This window comes from Cedecea sp. (genome assembly GCF_036500665.1).
GTDB lineage: Bacteria > Pseudomonadota > Gammaproteobacteria > Enterobacterales > Enterobacteriaceae > Cedecea.
Map to the genome: position 1 here is coordinate 1 of NZ_DASYBS010000139.1, position 15807 is coordinate 15807.

Consider the following 15807-nt stretch of genomic DNA (forward strand, 5'->3'; position numbering starts at 1 on the left):
GCTCTCATCGCCCCCGGTGATGACCCAACTCAGGCGGGGTTGAGCTGCCGGGAGCAGCGAAAGAGAGCGATCGTCGGGAACGAATCGCGAACGACCCCGAATGTTTGGGTGATAGCCGGTGGGTTTACCGCTTCAGCGGCGGTGAGCCTGCCGGGCGCCGGGGCTGTTCGGGGGATGGCGTTATCCCCCGGACACGTTCACCGTGATCTGAACGTGCAGGGAAAATCGAACTATAGGTGAACGGAATAACTACTGGCGATAAATACACCATGAAAAACAATAAGTTAAATCAATTGGTGTGCATCACCAGTTCCTGCCCAACGGTGAAAGCCCGTGATGTTTTGGAATGAGGCCTTTGGGTTTCCTGGAAAATGGCAGATTGCACCGGTGCAAAGGCTTTCCGATCTCATGTAAGAAGACAAAAAGATTTGCAATTACTGCGGCCGGGAAGAAATACGGGCAGTGGATTGTTATCCATCGGCCCGTTATTAGTGACAATGTCACGTACAGTTAATGATTAGCCGCCTGACGCAGGTCGCAAACCCGGATAGCTTTGCCTTCTGAGCGAGGCAGGCTGCCGCAGTTCACGATGGTGATATCCGTTGAAATCCCTACCATCGACTTAATGCGATGCCGCAGCTCGTGGCAAACCCCACAGCGCTGCTCGTGGCTGAGATACAGGCTGCTCTCCTTCAGCTCCACCTTGATCGCCAGAGTGTCAAGGTGACCGCGACGATGTACTTCCAGCTGATAATGCGGCGCCAGATGCTGGAATTTCAGGATCTCCTCTTCCAGCTGCGACGGGAACACGTTCACGCCGCGAATGATCAGCATGTCGTCGGAACGGCCGGAAATCTGGTCCATACGGCGCATGGTGCGCGCGCTGCCCGGCAACAGGCGCGTTAAGTCGCGGGTGCGGTAGCGGATCACCGGCAACGCCTCTTTAGTCAGCGTGGTGAAAAGCAGCTCGCCGTGCTCGCCGTCTTCCAGCGGCACGCCGCCCTGCGGATCGACGATTTCCGGGTAGAAATGGTCTTCCCAAATCGTCGGGCCATCGCGCGACGCCAGGCACTCCATCGCCACGCCCGGCCCCATCACTTCTGACAGGCCGTAAATATCCAGCGCGGTGATGCCTAAGCGGCGTTCAATTTCTGCCCGCATGGCTTTGGTCCACGGCTCCGCGCCAAAAACGCCCACGCGCAGCGAGCAGCCGCTGGCATCGCCGCCCATCTGGCGTTCCAGCTCTTCAATCAGGTTCAGGCACCAGGACGGCGTGACCATGATCATGTCCGGCTGAAAATCGCGGATCAGCTGCGCCTGTTTTTCAGTCTGCCCGCCGGACATCGGGATAACGGTCGCCCCGAGGCGCTCTGCGCCGTAGTGTGCGCCCAGCCCGCCGGTAAACAGCCCGTAGCCATAGGAGACATGAATTTTATCTTTTGGCGTTCCGCCTGCGGCACGCAGCGAACGCGCCACCAGGTTAGCCCAAGTATCAATGTCGTTTTGGGTGTAGCCCACAACCGTAGGTTTGCCCGTCGTCCCGGAAGAAGCGTGAATACGAACGACCTGCTCCATCGGCACGGCGAAAGTATCAAAAGGATAGTTATCGCGCAGATCCTGCTTGGTGGTGCAAGGGAACAGGCGAATGTCTTTTAGCTCTTTAAAATCGTCAGGGTGCACGCCCACGGCGTCAAATTTGCGCTTATACATCGGGACGTTGTTATAAGCGTGGTTAAGCGTCCATTTCAGGCGCTGCGTTTGCAGGGCCTGCAGCTCATCCAGCGACGCGGTTTCAATCGGTTCCAGCTTAGTTTCAGAGGTTATCATTATTAGGGTACTCGCAGGTTTGACTAGCTCACACGCTCAAGGATCAGGGCAATGCCCTGACCCACACCGATACACATGGTGCAAAGGGCATACCGCCCGCCGCGCCGGTGCAGCTCCAGGCTGGCCGTTAACGCCAGTCTGGCTCCGCTCATCCCCAGCGGGTGTCCTAACGCAATCGCGCCGCCGTTAGGATTCACATGCGGGGCATCATCCGGGAGCCCCAGTTGGCGAAGCACGCCGAGCGCCTGCGCGGCGAAGGCTTCGTTTAGTTCAATTAAGTCCATGTCGTGGATGCTTAGCCCGGCAATTTCCAGCACTTTTCGCACCGCCGGAACCGGCCCCAGCCCCATCAAACGCGGCTCTACGCCCGCCGTCGCCATGGCGACAATACGCGTCTTTGGCGTCAGCCCGTGCTGCAGCGCGGCGGCTTCACTGGCGATAATCAGCGCCGCCGCCCCGTCGTTCACGCCGGAAGCATTGCCCGCCGTCACTACGCCGTTTGCGCGGAACGGCGTTTTTAGCGCCGCCAGCTGCTCAAGCGTGGTTTCTGCGCGCGGATGCTCGTCTTCATGCATTTCGGCCACAGCCCCTTTGCGCCCGCTGAGCGTGACCGGCACGATCTCTTCGGCCAGAATGCCCTTTTGCTGTGCGTGGGCGGTGCGCTGCTGGCTGCGAAACGCAAACAGGTCCTGGTCTTCGCGGCTTATTTTTAACAATTCCGCTACATTCTCTGCCGTTTCCGGCATGCTGTCAGTACCAAATTGCGCGGCCATGAGCGGGTTCACAAAACGCCAGCCGATGGTGGTGTCAAACATCTCCGCCTGACGCTGGAACGGCGAGCTGGCTTTGCCCATCACAAACGGCGCACGGGACATGGATTCCACGCCGCCCGCCAGCATCAGCTGGGCATCACCGGCTTTAATGGCGCGAGCGGCAAAGCCCACGGCATCCAGCCCGGAACCGCACAGGCGGTTAATGGTTGTGCCCGGAACGTCGACAGGTATACCCGCCAGCAGCGTCGCCATGCGCGCCACATCGCGGTTATCCTCCCCGGCCTGGTTCGCACAGCCAAAGATAACGTCATCGACGGCGCTCCAGTCGAGATTAGGGTAACGTGCCAACAGCGCTTTTAACGGCAGCGCGGCCAGGTCATCCGCACGCACGCTCGAAAGCGCCCCGCCGTAGCGGCCAATCGGGGTACGAACGCCATCGCAAATAAAAGCCTGACTCATAATTTTTCTCCTGAAAGCGTTGTCCCTATGCGATGGGCGCGGCCGCGAAACAGCGCCAGCGTCTTCTCATCCTGATTAATAATTTCGATGTCGTAGACGCCGGTCTGTCGCCCCTGCTGGCGCACCCTGGCCACCGCTTTCAATCGGTCGCCCGCCTTGCCGGGGCGCAGAAATTCAATGCTGCAACCGGATGCTACGGCCGCCAGCCCCTGGCTGTTGCAGGCGTAGGCAAAGGCGGTATCGGCCAGGGTAAACAGCTGCCCGCCGTGGCAGGTCTGGTGGCCATTGAGCATGGCCTCGGTGATGGTCATGGTGAGCAGCGCAAAACCGTCGCCCATCTCAATCACTTCGATTCCCATCTGTTTGGCGCAGTTGTCCCGCGCGTACATCAGGCGAGCGTTATCCCAGGCATTAGTGCTCATGTTGGTTCTCCAGCAGCGCGCGCTGGCGCAGTAAAGACGTCGGGCGGTAACGCTCTTCGCCGTAGTGGCGCTGGAGGTTTTCCAGTAGCGTTAAGACATTTTGCCAGCCCAGCCGCGCTCCCCAGGCCAGTGGCCCCTGTGGATAGTTAACGCCGAGCTGCATCGCGGTATCGATATCCGCTTCTCCGGCCACGCCTTTCTGCAGCGCGTCCAGCGCTTCGTTGGCCAGCATCGCCACCGTGCGCCACGCCAGCATGCCGGGGTAGTCGTTAATCACCAGTACCTGTTTACCCTGCCGCTGGAAGTAATGGATGACCTTCGCCAGCTGCTGCGGCGTAACCAAAGCCGAGGCGGCCAGCACTTCCAGAGAGGAATCGGCCAGCCTGTCCCGCAGCACCACCGGACGTTTCAGTTCGGCTGACATGGCAGTGGCGGTCATACCGTTGGTAATGGCGACCACAATGCCGTCAAGCTCAAGCGTTTTGCCGGACTGCGTGGCCTGTTTTGCGGCAAATTCTTCGGGCACCTGAGGCTGGTATTCCGGCGTCGCCTCAAGCGGCCAGCGGTAAACGCCCTGCCCGGTTTTCTTGCCCAGGCGCTTGCCCAGCACCAGCTCCTGCTGGGTTAATGAAGGTAAAAAGCGGCGCTCCTGCCAGAAGGCGTTAAACACCGAGCAGGTCACGGCGAAGTTGACGTCCTGGCCGATCAGATCGGTTAACGCCAGCGGCCCCATCGGGAAGCCCGCGCCGTCGCGTAAAGCCGCGTCGATGGCCGCAGCCGGAGCCACCTGCTCCTCCAGCGCACGCCAGGCTTCGGCATAAAACGGCCGCGCCACGCGGTTAACGATAAATCCCGGCGTGGAGTGGCATCGCACCGGCTGTTTTCCCCAGCGCAGCGCCAGCTCACAAAGCCGCTCGGCAATTTCCGGCGAGGTTTCCAGCCCGCTGACCACCTCCACCAGCCTCATCACCGGCGCAGGGTTAAAGAAATGCAGCCCGACCACGCGTGCCGGATGGCTGATTCCGCTGGCGATGGCGGTGATGGAAATGGATGAGGTATTGCTGGCAAAGACGGTATCAGCGCCGCAGACCGCCGCTAAATCGCGGAAGATCGCCTGTTTGATGTCAATTTGTTCGGCCGCTGCCTCAATCACCAGCTCAGCCTGAGCCAAATCTTCCAGCGTTTCTGCCGGATGCAGCCGGGCAAGGGTTGACTGACGGCTGGCATCATCCAGCTTGCCTTTGGCTACGCGAGCGCTTAGCGCGGTGTCAATGCCGTCAATCGCACGCTTTGCCGCGCCGGGCTGAATGTCATACAGCCAGACGGCATGGCCTGCGCTGGCGGCCACCTGCGCAATTCCCGCGCCCATGGTGCCGCTGCCTATTACCGCAATCACAGCATCAGGTGTCAGCATGCTCATTTCCCCTTAAAGGTCGCCGGGCGTTTCGCCAGAAAAGCTGAAACTCCCTCGCGATAGTCTTCGCTGCGGCCGGCCAGGCGCTGATAGTCCCGCTCCAGGTCCAGCTGGGCGTCCAGGGTGTTGGTTTCCGAGGCGTAAAGCGCTTTTTTGATAAGCCCCAGACCAAAGGTCGGCTGAGTAGCCAAGTGTTGAGCCAGCTGGCGGGCGGTATCGCTTAGCTGTTCGTCATCCACTACCTGCCAGATCATGCCCCACTCGTGCGCCTGTTCCGCGCTCAGCGTGTCGCCAAGTAATGCCAGCCCCATAGCGCGTGCCCGCCCGGTCAGGCGGGGTAAGAACCAGGTGCCGCCGCAGTCGGGCACCAGGCCCAGCTTGCTGAAAGACATAATGAATTTTGCCGAACGTGCGGCAATAACCATGTCGCAGCCCAGCGCCAGCGTGGCACCGGCTCCGGCCGCAACGCCGTTGACCGCAGCAATCACCGGCTTCGGCAACTTCGCCAAGCGGCGCAGCAGCGGGTTATAGAAAGTTTCAACGGAATAGCCCAGGTCTGGCGCATCGCCGCTTGGGTCAACGTTGCGGTCGTTGAGATCCTGCCCGGCGCAAAAGCCACGTCCGGCACCGGCGATCAGCAGGCAGCGGATGGTTTCATCCCTTTCGGCCTGGGTCAGGATTTCCGCCAGCTGGCGATGCATCTCGTCGTTAAAGCTGTTCAGCCGCTCCGGGCGGTTCAGGGTCAGGGTCATCACCCCGTTTTGCACATCGCTAACAATAAAACTCATGATTAACGTCCTTTGAATTCAGCAGGTCGTTTTTCCAGAAAAGCGGCGATGCCTTCCTGACGATCTTCGGTGGCGGCGAGCAGCGTAAACAGCTGACGTTCCTGCAGCAGGCCCTGGCTCAGGCCCGTGTTCTGCGCCTGTTGAAGCGCGTTTTTCGCGGCCTGCAGCGCAAGGGGCGCATGGCGAGCGATGCTTGCGGCAAGTTTCTGCGCGTATTCAAGCGTCAGCGCAGCAGGATGTACCTCGGCAACCAGCCCGGCACGTAACGCCTGTGGCGCGTCGATAGCTTCGCCGCTGAGTACCATACGGTAAGCCAGCGCCTTGCCTACGCTGCGGATAAGCCGCTGGGTGCCGCCCGCGCCGGGCATAATCCCCAGCGTGATTTCCGGCAGGCCGAAGCGCGCGTTATCCCCGGCAACGATGATGTCACTCAGCAGCGCCAGCTCGCAGCCTGCGCCGAGCGCATAGCCGTTGACGGCGGCGATCAGTGGTTTTGGAAAGCGTTCAATACGCGCCCAAAGCTGGGGCCGGGGATCGTTCAGCGTGGCGGGCATATCCCGACTCGCCATCTCTTTTAAGTCCGCTCCGGCGGCGAAAAAGCGCTCGTGGCCGGTGATAACGACGGCACCGATGGATTCGTCCTGCTGCGCGGCTTCCAGCGCTTCAGCGATCTGCGTCAGCAGGGCGTTGTTGAGCGCATTGCGAGCCTGCGGGCGGTTCAGCGTCAGGGTCAGCACCCGGCCGCTCTGTTGGCTTAGAAGTTCGCTCATCACAGCCCCTGCGCGTCAAAATCGAGCACCACGTCGTCGCCCTTCGGCAGCGCCTGGCAGCTCAGCACGTAGCCTGCGGCCAGCTGATCCGGCTCGAGGCTGTAGTTGACGCCCATTTCCACTTCGCCGCGCAGTACCTTGCAGCGGCAGGTGGCGCAGACGCCGCCTTTGCAGGCATACGGCAGATCCGCGCCCTGCCGCAGCGCCGCGTCGAGAATGCTTTCGTCCCCGGCGGTCAGCGTTATCTGGCGATCCACGCCGTCCTGGCGCAGGATCACGGTTTTACCGGCCGCCTGAGCGCGAGAACGAGCGCTGGGCGTAACGCCCGGCGTGTTGAAATGCTCGAGGTAGATATCCTGCGGCGCCACGCCCATCTCTTTCAGCGTGGCTTCGGCTACCTGCATCATGCTTTGCGGGCCACAGATAAAGGTGCGGTCAAAGCCTTTGACGTCCAGCAGGTAGTCGCCGAGCTGTTTTAGCTTCGCGCCGTCCAGGCGGCCACTGAGCAATTCGCTGTCCGATTTTTCCTGGCTGAACAGGTAAATCAGCTGCAGACGCTGCGGGTAACGGTCTTTCAGGTCGGCCAGCGCCTGGCGGAACATCATGCTGGCGCTGCTGCGGTTGCCGTAGACCAGCGTCACGCTGCTTTGTGGCTCCGTGGCAAGCGTGGCGCCGATAATCGCCAGCATCGGCGTAATGCCGGAGCCCACCGCCAGCGCCAGATAGTTCCCGCGAGTTTCCGATTCCGGCTGATAGCCAAACGTCCCCTGCGGCACCATCACTTCCAGCGACATGCCGGCGGTTAAATCACTGACCGCGTACTGCGAGAAACGGCCGCCTTCAATGGCTTTGACCGCGACGCAGATCTCGCCCGGATTGTCAGAGCGGCAAATGGAATAGCAGCGGCGCAGCTCTTCATCACCCAGGCGGGCTTTGAGTGTCAAATGCTGCCCAGGGCGAAAACGATATTGCCCGCGCAGCGCGTCCGGCACCGCAAACGTGATCGCCACCGCCTCTGCGGTTTCGGGTTCGATACGTGCCACTTTCAGGGAATGAAATAAAGGCATAGCATCCTCAAATACATTTAAAGTAATCAAAGGGTTCCCGGCAGCTGTCGCAGCGATAAAGCGCTTTACAGGCCGTGGAGCCGAATTCACTGATGAGCGAAGTGTGTTCGCTCCCGCAGCGCGGACAGGTCACCTGGGCGGCGACAGTTGCGTGGCAGGCATGCCCCTGCGGCGGACTGATGCCGTATTCGCGCAGCCGGGCTTTGGCCTCCGGCGACATCCAGTCCGTCGTCCAGGCGGGATGCAAAACCAGCTTGATATGCACCGGGCTTAGGGCTGCACCCTCCATCGCTTCTCTGATGGCCGCGAGCAAGAACTCGGTCGCCGGGCAACCTGAATACGTCGGCGTGAAGCCGATATGCCAGCCGTCCTCGCCGTGTTCTACGCTGCGTACCATGCCAAGGTCGGTGATGGTCAGCACCGGGATTTCCGGGTCACTGATTTCACTCAGCAGACGCCAGACGTCGCGGACGGCGGCGGGCTGAAGCGTGGCGGTTTGCATCCTCTCCTCCTTACCATTGCTGGTTTGGGTAAGCGCGCTGCAGGTACTGCATTTCAGCCAGCAGCGGGCCGAGGTGTTCGGTGTGTAAGCCCTGCTTACCGCCGGTGCGGTATGGCGCTTCTCCCGGTATCTGCAGCGAGGCCTCGCTCAACCCGGCGGTCACTTCTTGCAGCCATTCGGCTTTGAGGCTAAGCGGATCGACCGCGATCCCCTGCTCTGCCAGCGTCATTTCCAGCTCGTCGGCAACGAACATTTCGCCGCTGAAGCGCCACAGTTTGTTCAGCGCGCTTTGCGTTTTTACCTGAGAAAGCGCGGTGCCGTTCCCCAGACGAACCAGCCAGCCGCGGCTGAAACGCAGGTGGTAACGGACTTCTTTAATCGCTTTGGCCGCGATAGCTGCCAGCTGCGGGTCCTGGCTTTCCACCAGACGGCCGAACAGCGAGACGTGCCAGGCGTCCAGCAGATACTGTCGCACCAGCGTTTCGGCAAAATCACCGTTGGGCTGTTCCGCCAGCAGCAGGTTGCGGTATTCACGTTCATCACGCCCAAAGGCCAGCCTGTCTTCATCAATGTGTTCGCCTTCCCGCTCGGCGGCGTAGGTCAGGAAGTTGCGTGCCTGGCCGAGCAGGTCGAGGCCAATGTTGGCCAGCGCCAGGTCAATTTCCAGCTCCGGCGCATGACCGCACCAGGCGCTCAGGCGCTGGGCGAGCACAAGGCAGGTGTCGCCGAGGCGCAGGCTGTAGGTCGCTACAGGATCGAGTGTCATTGGCGGCCTCACATGTGCTCGATGCCGTCAGGCAGCGTGTAAAACGTCGGGTGGCGGTAGACTTTGCTGTCTGCCGGGTCGAAAAATTCCGGGCGTTCTTCCGGCTGCGAGGCCACGATTTCGCTCGCTTTCACCACCCAGATGGAGCAGCCTTCGCTGCGGCGGGTGTAGGCGTCGCGGGCGTTTTCCAGCGCCATCTGGCCGTCGGCCGCGTGCAGGCTGCCGACATGGCGGTGGGACAGCCCCTTTTTATTACGGATAAACACTTCGTACAGCGGCCAGTAAATTTTGCTCATCTCTTACTCCTTCAGGCGGCGGTGCGGGCCTGTTGTTTTTCGGCATACGCAAGGGCGGCTTCGCGCACCCATGCCCCCTCTTCCCAGGCTTTACGCTTGGCGGCAAGGCGCTCTTCGTTGCATAAGCCGCGCCCGGCCACTACTTCGTTAAATTCCTGCCAGTCAATGTCGCCAAAGCGGTAGTGGCCGGTAGCCTCATCCAGATGCAGATCGGGATCCGGCACGGTCATGCCCAGCAGCTCAACCTGCGGCACCGTGTTGTCGACAAAGCGCTGGCGCAGCTCGTCGTTACCGAAGCGTTTGATTTTCCAGGCGAGGCTTTGGGCGCTGTTTGGCGAGTTGTCGTCGTTGGGCCCGAACATCATCAGCGCCGGCCACCAGAAGCGGTTAATGGCGTCCTGCAGCATCTGGCGCTGTTCCGGGCTGCCCTTCGCCAGCACGGTGCAGGCTTCAAACCCCTGACGCTGGTGGAAGCTTTCTTCTTTACAGATTTTCACCATCGCACGGGCGTAAGGGCCGTAAGAAGTCCGGCACAGCGCGACCTGGTTGACGATAGCGGCGCCGTCAACCAGCCAGCCAATAACCCCAATGTCGGCCCAGTTGAGCGTCGGGTAGTTAAAGATGGAGGAGTACTTCATCTTGCCGTCGAGCATCTTCTGGTAGATATCTTCCCGGGCGCAGCCCAGGGTTTCGGCGGCGCTGTAGAGATACAGGCCGTGCCCGGCTTCATCCTGCACTTTGGCCAGCAGAATGGCCTTGCGGCGCAGGCTGGGCGCACGCGTTATCCAGTTGCCTTCCGGCAGCATGCCGACAATTTCCGAGTGCGCATGCTGGCCTATCTGGCGGATCAGCGTTTTGCGGTAAGCCTCCGGCATCCAGTCCTGCGGCTCTATGGCGGTTTCCTGCTGGATGCGCTCGTCAAAGCGTTCTTGTTCTGTCACGGCATCACCTTATGATTCAATTTAATGCTACACATTGCGATATTGCGAATCACATCATGACTAAAAGTTACAGATAAGTTAACGAAGATCGCAAAGATTACACGGTATGATTGTGAGGTCTATCACGTAAAATTTCGCTAAACCCCTATTTATCATTGATATAAATAAATAACAAAAATCACACCTCATCGCATTGTTAACAATTTATTAAATTACAGCTTGATTTTTATGATTCATAAAATAAACACTGTAAGCATTAAATGCAGCATGTAATGGAGAGTGAGATGCAAAAGTTAACCAGCTATCTGTCCGGGACGTGGTTTAGCGGCCAGGGTAAAGAAAGAACCATTTTTCATGCCGTTAGCGGCGAACCGCTGTGGCAGGTGACCAGCGAAGGCGCGGATATGGCGGCGGCAAAACGCTTCGCCGTTGAACAAGGGGGCAAGGCACTGCAGGCGATGACGTTTATCCAGCGCGCCGCAATGTTAAAAGCCGTGGCTAAGCATCTGCTGGCGCAAAAAGAGGCGTTCTACGAGGTCTCGTACCAAACCGGGGCGACCCGCGCTGATAGCTGGGTAGATATTGAAGGCGGGATCGGCACGCTGTTTGCCTACGCCGGAATGGGCAACCGCGAGCTGCCGGATGACACGCTGTGGCCGGAAGACGAGTTGATTCCGCTCTCCAGACAGGGCGGATTTGCCGCCCGCCACGTGCTCACCTCTAAGTCCGGCGTGGCGCTGCACATCAACGCGTTTAACTTCCCTTGCTGGGGGATGCTCGAGAAGCTGGCCCCGACCTGGCTGGCCGGTATGCCCGCGATCGTTAAACCCGGCACGGCCAGCGCGCAGTTAACCCAGGCGATGGTCAAAGCGATAGTTGAATCCGGCCTGGTGCCGGATGGGGCGATCGGCCTGATTTGCGGCGGCGTGGGTGACCTGTTCGAGCATTTAGATGAGCAGGATGTGGTGACGTTTACCGGGTCGGCCAGCACCGGACAAAAGTTACGTTGTCACTCAAATATCGTTGCCCGTTCTATTCCCTTTACCATGGAAGCGGATTCACTGAACTGCTGCGTGCTGGCAGAAGATGTGACGCCTGAGCAGCCTGAATTTGCGCTGTTTGTGCGCGAAGTCGTGCGTGAAATGACCGCCAAGGCCGGGCAAAAATGTACCGCGATTCGCCGGATTATCGTGCCGCAAAACCGGCTGGGTTCGGTGATCGAAGCGCTGAAGGCAAAACTGGGGAAAATTCAACCAGGCGACCCGGCGGTGGAAGGCGTGCGCATGGGGGCGCTGGTCAGCCTTGAACAGCGGGATGACGTGCAGCGTAAAGTTGACCAATTGATTGCCGCCGGATGCGAAGCCGTGCTTGGCGGTAAAGCAGATCTCGCTCAGCCGGGCGCGTTCTTCCCGCCGACCCTTTTGCTTTGCCAGCAGCCGGATGAAACGCCTGCGGTGCACGAGCTTGAGGCCTTCGGCCCGGTTGCCACCGTGATGCCGTACCGGGATGCTGAACACGCTATGGCGCTGGCTCGCGCCGGCCAGGGCAGCCTTGCCGGGACGCTGGTCACCGCCGATGAGCAAACTGCACGTGAATTTATTCTCGGCGCAGCCCGCGCGCACGGACGAATTCAGGTGCTGAACCAGGAATCGTCTGTCGAGTCTACCGGGCATGGGTCACCGCTGCCGATGCTGGTTCACGGCGGCCCTGGCCGCGCGGGCGGCGGCGAAGAGCTGGGCGGCCTGCGCGCGGTGAAACACTACATGCAGCGCACCGCTATTCAGGGCAGCCCAACGATGCTTGCCGCCGTTAGCGGACAGTGGAACTACGGCGCTCGGGTTCAGGAAGATGCCGTGCATCCGTTCCGCAAACACTTTGAGGAGCTGCGTATAGGGGAAAGCATTCTCACCGCCCGCCGCACCGTGACCGAAGCCGACATCGCCAACTTCGCCAACCTGAGCGGCGACCGTTTCTATGCCCATACCGATAAAATTGGCGCAGCAGAATCTTTCTTTGGCGAACGCGTGGCGCACGGCTACTTTGTGGTGTCCGCCGCCGCCGGGCTGTTTGTTGACCCAGGCGTCGGGCCGGTGATTGCCAACTACGGCATGGAAAACCTGCGCTTTATTGAGCCGGTAAAAATCGACGATACCATTCAGGTGCGCCTGACCTGCAAACGTAAAACCGCCAAACCGCAGAAAACGGCGGAAGATAAGCCGGTTGGCGTGGTGGAATGGGCGGTGGATATCACCAACCAGCATCAGCAGGTCGTTGCCCGCTACTCGATCCTCACCCTCGTTGCCCGCCTGAACGGTGATTTTACCGCTTGAGTCTTAAATGCCAGACAGGCAAGTCATCGCCTCTGGTTTGACCCTCACCCTAACCCTCTCCCTAAAAGGGAGAGGGAACAAATAATTAACCAATCTTTTGTTTTCCCCCTCTCCCTCCGGGAGAGGGCCGGGGTGAGGGCTGAATTTAACCCGAAGCTCATCGACCCGGAGTAACAACTCTTCCCAATTCCACATTCTGGCAACCACAGCAAAACACTTGGCAGGGAATACAAGGGAAGCCCCGGCGGAAGTTGTTATGTTGAATCCGACAGTCTTTATCCAGCACGCACATGACAACACAACGCACGTTTAAGGTGAGAAAGCGATGACAATGAAAACGGGAAAAAAAGCGCTGGCGCTGGCTATTGCGCTTCTGACCTCGGCGGGGATTAACGCCCCTGCTTTTGCCCACGGCGGCGAGGCACATATGGTGCCAATGCAAAAAACGCTCGCGGATTTTGGTGCCGACGTCCAGTGGGACGATTACGCGCAGATGTTTACCATCGTCAAAGACGGTGCCTACGTGAAGGTGAAGCCTAACGCCACCTCCGCCATCGTGAATGGCAAAACGCTCACGCTTGAAGTCCCGGTTACCTTTAAAGACAAAACGGCGTTTATCTCCGAAGGGTTTATCAATGAAGTGTTCCAGTCCGGGCTGGATCAAACCTTTGCGGTCGAGAAAAAACCGCACCCGCTCAACTCCCTGAGCGCCGACGAAATTAATCAAACGGTGGAGATAATCAAAGCCGCGGCGGGCTACAAGCCGAATATTCGCTTTACCGAGATTTCCCTGCGCGAGCCGCCGAAGGAGCAAATCTGGAAGTTTGTGATGGACGGCACCAGCGTCAGCCAGCCGCGTGAGGCGGACGTCATCATGCTTGACGGCCGGCATATTATTTAAGCCACGGTAGATTTGGCCGCCGGAAAGGTGAAAAGCTGGAAACCGATTGAAGGCGCTCAGGGCATGGTGCTGCTGGACGATTTTGCCAGCGTACAGTCGATAATCAACAACAGCAAAGAGTTCGCCGATGCGGTGAAAAAACGCGGCATCAGCGATCCGTCAAAAGTGGTCACTACCCCGCTTACCGTCGGCTATTTCGACGGCAAGGACGGCCTGAAGCAGGATCGGCGCCTGCTGAAAGTGGTGAGCTATCTTGACGTCGGCGACGGCAATTATTGGGCGCACCCGATTGAAAACCTGGTGGCCGTGGTGGATCTCGAGCAGAAAAAAATCATCAAAATTGAGGAAGGTCCGGTCATTCCTGTGCCGATGACCCCGCGCCCTTATGATGGACGTGACCGGCAGGCTGCCAACCTGAAACCGCTGAATATCATTGAGCCAGAAGGCAAAAATTACACCATTACCGGCGACACGATCCGCTGGCAAAACTGGGATTTGCACCTGCGGCTGAATTCCCGCGTTGGTCCGATTATTTCCACCGTGACTTACAACGACAACGGCACTAAACGGAAAATCATGTATGAAGGGTCGCTCGGTGGGATGATTGTGCCGTATGGCGACCCGGATATCGGCTGGTATTTTAAAGCTTACCTGGACGCCGGGGATTACGGCATGGGCACGCTGACCTCGCCTATCGTACGCGGCAAAGATGCGCCGGCCAACGCCGTCCTGCTGGACGAAACCCTGGCCGATTACACCGGCAAACCAACCACGATTCCGCGCGCCATTGCGGTTTTCGAACGCTACGCCGGGCCGGAGTATAAGCACCAGGAGATGGGCCAGCCGAACGTCAGCAGCGAACGCCGCGAACTGGTGATTCGCTGGATAAGCACCGTCGGCAACTACGACTACATCTTTGACTGGGTCTTCCACCAGAACGGCACCATCGGCATTGATGCAGGCGCGACCGGCATCGAAGCGGTAAAAGGCGTGAAGGCCAAAACCATGCACGATGCCACCGCGAAAGAAGATACCCGCTACGGGACGCTTATCGACCACAATATTGTCGGCACGACCCATCAGCATATTTATAACTTCCGCCTGGATCTGGACGTCGACGGCGAAAACAACAGCCTGACCGCTATCGATCCGGTGGTGAAGCCGAACACCCGCGGCGGCCCACGCACAAGTACGATGCAAACCAATGAATATGCGATTAAAAACGAGCAGGACGCGGCGCAGAAATTTGACCCGGGCACCGTCCGTTTGCTCAGCAACCCGAACAAAGAAAACCGCATGGGTAACCCGGTTTCCTATCAGCTGATTCCTTACGCAGGAGGGACTCACCCGGTGGCAACCGGGGCGAAGTTTGCCCCGGACGAGTGGATTTACCACCGTCTGAGCTTTATGGATAAACAGCTGTGGGTGACTCGCTATAACCCGGATGAACGCTATTCCGAAGGCAAATATCCGAACCGCTCCGCGCACGACACCGGCTTAGGCGCTTACACTAAAGACAATCAGTCGCTGGAAAACACGGACAACGTCGTCTGGTTAACCACCGGCACCACGCATATCGCCCGCGCCGAAGAGTGGCCCATCATGCCGACCGAGTGGGTACATGCCCTGCTGAAGCCGTGGAACTTCTTTAACGAAACGCCAACGCTTGTGAAGTCAGAGGACATTACCAGTAAATAATCGGTTTGCGGCGCGTTATTTCAGCGCGCCGCGTCTTCACTCTAAGGCTTAATAGCCTGCCAGCCGTGAATAAGCAGCGACTGGAAAAACGACTGCGCGCTGGCAAATCCCGCGTCAAGAAGCAACGCTTCGGTTTGACGAGGCGGCAGAAGAAGCAAACGTCGACTAAGCTCGGCCTTCACCTCAGAAATGTCCCGCTCGCGTTGGGTATAAGCCTGCTGCAGCGCAACCCAATTTTTCAACTGGCTGTCAAAACCGGGATCCACCATGTCACCCGCAATTTCTGCGGCGATTAGCTGCCCGGCGGGTTTTAGCCTGTCGGCAATGTGTTGGTAAATCCCCCCCCGCTGCGGGTGCTGAATAAAATGCGCCACCAGCAAACACAAAGCGGCGTCATATTTTTCCCGTTCAGGAACGTCGATAACGTGGCCTTCAATCAGCGTACAGCGGTCGCTCAGCCCTTCTCGCTCAAGCTTTTCTGCACAAACGGCAAGCATATTGGGAGAAGGATCCACGCCGGTAAACCGCCACCCTGGGTGCTGATGTGCCAGCCTGACGATTTCCGTCCCGGTGCCAATACCTACGCAGAGAACCCTCGCATCACTGGCTAAATTCCCCAGCAAGAGCGATATCAGCGAATGCAGATTATTTGAAATGTCTTTCAGGCGTTCGCCGCTGGCATCGTACTGGCGGGAGAATTCCGCGTTGAAAATGTCATTTGTATCGTTCATCACGTCCCCTTTGGTTGGCGATCGGCGAAAAAATAGACAAAACTCATGTAACTTACTATATCACATGAAATGTCACTTTAAAAATGGTTTTCTTTCCCTCCGCCCCATCCGTTTCTCCCCGT

Annotated in this window: 14 protein-coding genes and 1 pseudogene; 3 read left to right on the forward strand and 12 right to left on the reverse strand. The window is 58.8% G+C overall.

Annotated elements, in window-relative coordinates; all coding sequences use genetic code 11:
* Positions 1 to 240 (forward strand): hypothetical protein (locus VGM55_RS22365; RefSeq protein WP_331636736.1); only part of this gene is annotated, 240 nt, incomplete at its 5' end.
* A 270-nt stretch (positions 241 to 510) separates the two neighbouring features.
* Here VGM55_RS22365 and paaK read toward each other — a convergent pair.
* The 11 genes from paaK to paaA are packed head-to-tail and all read right to left on the reverse strand — an operon-like array spanning position 511 to position 10025.
* Positions 511 to 1827, reverse strand: a complete 1317-nt coding sequence (gene paaK, locus VGM55_RS22370) for a phenylacetate--CoA ligase PaaK (protein WP_154188949.1) — start codon at positions 1825 to 1827, stop codon at positions 511 to 513.
* A 23-nt stretch (positions 1828 to 1850) separates the two neighbouring features.
* Entirely contained in the window at positions 1851 to 3059 is a 1209-nt protein-coding gene (gene pcaF, locus VGM55_RS22375; RefSeq protein WP_331636737.1) for a 3-oxoadipyl-CoA thiolase, read from the reverse strand.
* On the reverse strand, positions 3056 to 3481 hold the full coding sequence (gene paaI / locus VGM55_RS22380; protein WP_331636738.1) for a hydroxyphenylacetyl-CoA thioesterase PaaI: 426 nt from the start codon (positions 3479 to 3481) through the stop codon (positions 3056 to 3058). Before paaI ends, pcaF begins: the two co-directional genes overlap by 4 nt.
* A complete protein-coding gene (locus VGM55_RS22385) occupies positions 3471 to 4895 on the reverse strand; it encodes a 3-hydroxyacyl-CoA dehydrogenase (protein WP_154188952.1) in 1425 nt (474 codons plus the stop codon). The genes paaI and VGM55_RS22385 overlap by 11 nt, the downstream gene beginning before the upstream one ends.
* Positions 4896 to 4897: 2 nt before the next feature.
* The gene (gene paaG / locus VGM55_RS22390) at positions 4898 to 5686 is read right to left on the reverse strand and encodes a 2-(1,2-epoxy-1,2-dihydrophenyl)acetyl-CoA isomerase PaaG (RefSeq protein ID WP_331636755.1); all 789 of its coding nucleotides are present in this window, start codon (positions 5684 to 5686) and stop codon (positions 4898 to 4900) included.
* Positions 5686 to 6453 (reverse strand): 2,3-dehydroadipyl-CoA hydratase PaaF, encoded by a 768-nt coding sequence (gene paaF / locus VGM55_RS22395; RefSeq protein ID WP_331636740.1) that lies wholly within the window; start codon positions 6451 to 6453, stop codon positions 5686 to 5688. The genes paaG and paaF overlap by 1 nt, the downstream gene beginning before the upstream one ends.
* Positions 6453 to 7520, reverse strand: a complete 1068-nt coding sequence (gene paaE / locus VGM55_RS22400; protein WP_331636741.1) for a 1,2-phenylacetyl-CoA epoxidase subunit PaaE — start codon at positions 7518 to 7520, stop codon at positions 6453 to 6455. The genes paaF and paaE overlap by 1 nt, the downstream gene beginning before the upstream one ends.
* A 7-nt stretch (positions 7521 to 7527) precedes the next feature.
* The gene (gene paaD, locus VGM55_RS22405; RefSeq protein WP_331636743.1) at positions 7528 to 8022 is read right to left on the reverse strand and encodes a 1,2-phenylacetyl-CoA epoxidase subunit PaaD; all 495 of its coding nucleotides are present in this window, start codon (positions 8020 to 8022) and stop codon (positions 7528 to 7530) included.
* A 10-nt stretch (positions 8023 to 8032) separates the two neighbouring features.
* Positions 8033 to 8788 carry a 1,2-phenylacetyl-CoA epoxidase subunit PaaC gene (paaC, locus tag VGM55_RS22410; protein WP_331636744.1) on the reverse strand — a complete coding sequence of 252 codons (756 nt, stop codon included), beginning with the start codon at positions 8786 to 8788 and terminating at the stop codon, positions 8033 to 8035.
* An 8-nt stretch (positions 8789 to 8796) separates the two neighbouring features.
* Positions 8797 to 9084 carry a 1,2-phenylacetyl-CoA epoxidase subunit PaaB gene (gene paaB, locus VGM55_RS22415; RefSeq protein ID WP_331636745.1) on the reverse strand — a complete coding sequence of 96 codons (288 nt, stop codon included), beginning with the start codon at positions 9082 to 9084 and terminating at the stop codon, positions 8797 to 8799.
* A gap of 11 nt (positions 9085 to 9095) precedes the next feature.
* Positions 9096 to 10025: a 1,2-phenylacetyl-CoA epoxidase subunit PaaA gene (gene paaA / locus VGM55_RS22420; RefSeq protein WP_038472097.1), complete on the reverse strand. Its 930-nt coding sequence runs from the start codon at positions 10023 to 10025 to the stop codon at positions 9096 to 9098.
* Positions 10026 to 10309: 284 nt separating this feature from the next.
* Between paaA and paaZ the strand changes: the two genes are divergently transcribed.
* Together paaZ and tynA are read left to right on the forward strand one after the other, a co-directional pair.
* Positions 10310 to 12355: a phenylacetic acid degradation bifunctional protein PaaZ gene (gene paaZ, locus VGM55_RS22425; protein ID WP_331636746.1), complete on the forward strand. Its 2046-nt coding sequence runs from the start codon at positions 10310 to 10312 to the stop codon at positions 12353 to 12355.
* Between the two features lie 325 nt (positions 12356 to 12680).
* Positions 12681 to 14954 (forward strand): annotated as a pseudogene (tynA, locus tag VGM55_RS22430) (primary-amine oxidase).
* 41 nt (positions 14955 to 14995) lie between these two features.
* Here the strand turns inward: tynA and VGM55_RS22435 are convergent.
* Positions 14996 to 15685: a class I SAM-dependent methyltransferase gene (locus VGM55_RS22435; protein ID WP_154188960.1), complete on the reverse strand. Its 690-nt coding sequence runs from the start codon at positions 15683 to 15685 to the stop codon at positions 14996 to 14998.
* Positions 15686 to 15807 lie beyond the last annotated feature (122 nt).

Coding starts and splice junctions, on each gene's coding strand:
- paaC (WP_331636744.1), bottom strand. CDS start 8,788: ATGACACTCGATCCTGTAGCGACCTACAGCCTGCGCCTCGGCGACACC.
- paaD (WP_331636743.1), bottom strand. CDS start 8,022: ATGCAAACCGCCACGCTTCAGCCCGCCGCCGTCCGCGACGTCTGGCGT.
- paaE (WP_331636741.1), bottom strand. CDS start 7,520: ATGCCTTTATTTCATTCCCTGAAAGTGGCACGTATCGAACCCGAAACC.
- paaZ (WP_331636746.1), top strand. CDS start 10,310: ATGCAAAAGTTAACCAGCTATCTGTCCGGGACGTGGTTTAGCGGCCAG.
- VGM55_RS22385 (WP_154188952.1), bottom strand. CDS start 4,895: ATGCTGACACCTGATGCTGTGATTGCGGTAATAGGCAGCGGCACCATG.
- paaK (WP_154188949.1), bottom strand. CDS start 1,827: ATGATAACCTCTGAAACTAAGCTGGAACCGATTGAAACCGCGTCGCTG.
- VGM55_RS22435 (WP_154188960.1), bottom strand. CDS start 15,685: ATGAACGATACAAATGACATTTTCAACGCGGAATTCTCCCGCCAGTAC.
- paaI (WP_331636738.1), bottom strand. CDS start 3,481: ATGAGCACTAATGCCTGGGATAACGCTCGCCTGATGTACGCGCGGGAC.
- paaB (WP_331636745.1), bottom strand. CDS start 9,084: ATGAGCAAAATTTACTGGCCGCTGTACGAAGTGTTTATCCGTAATAAA.
- pcaF (WP_331636737.1), bottom strand. CDS start 3,059: ATGAGTCAGGCTTTTATTTGCGATGGCGTTCGTACCCCGATTGGCCGC.
- paaF (WP_331636740.1), bottom strand. CDS start 6,453: ATGAGCGAACTTCTAAGCCAACAGAGCGGCCGGGTGCTGACCCTGACG.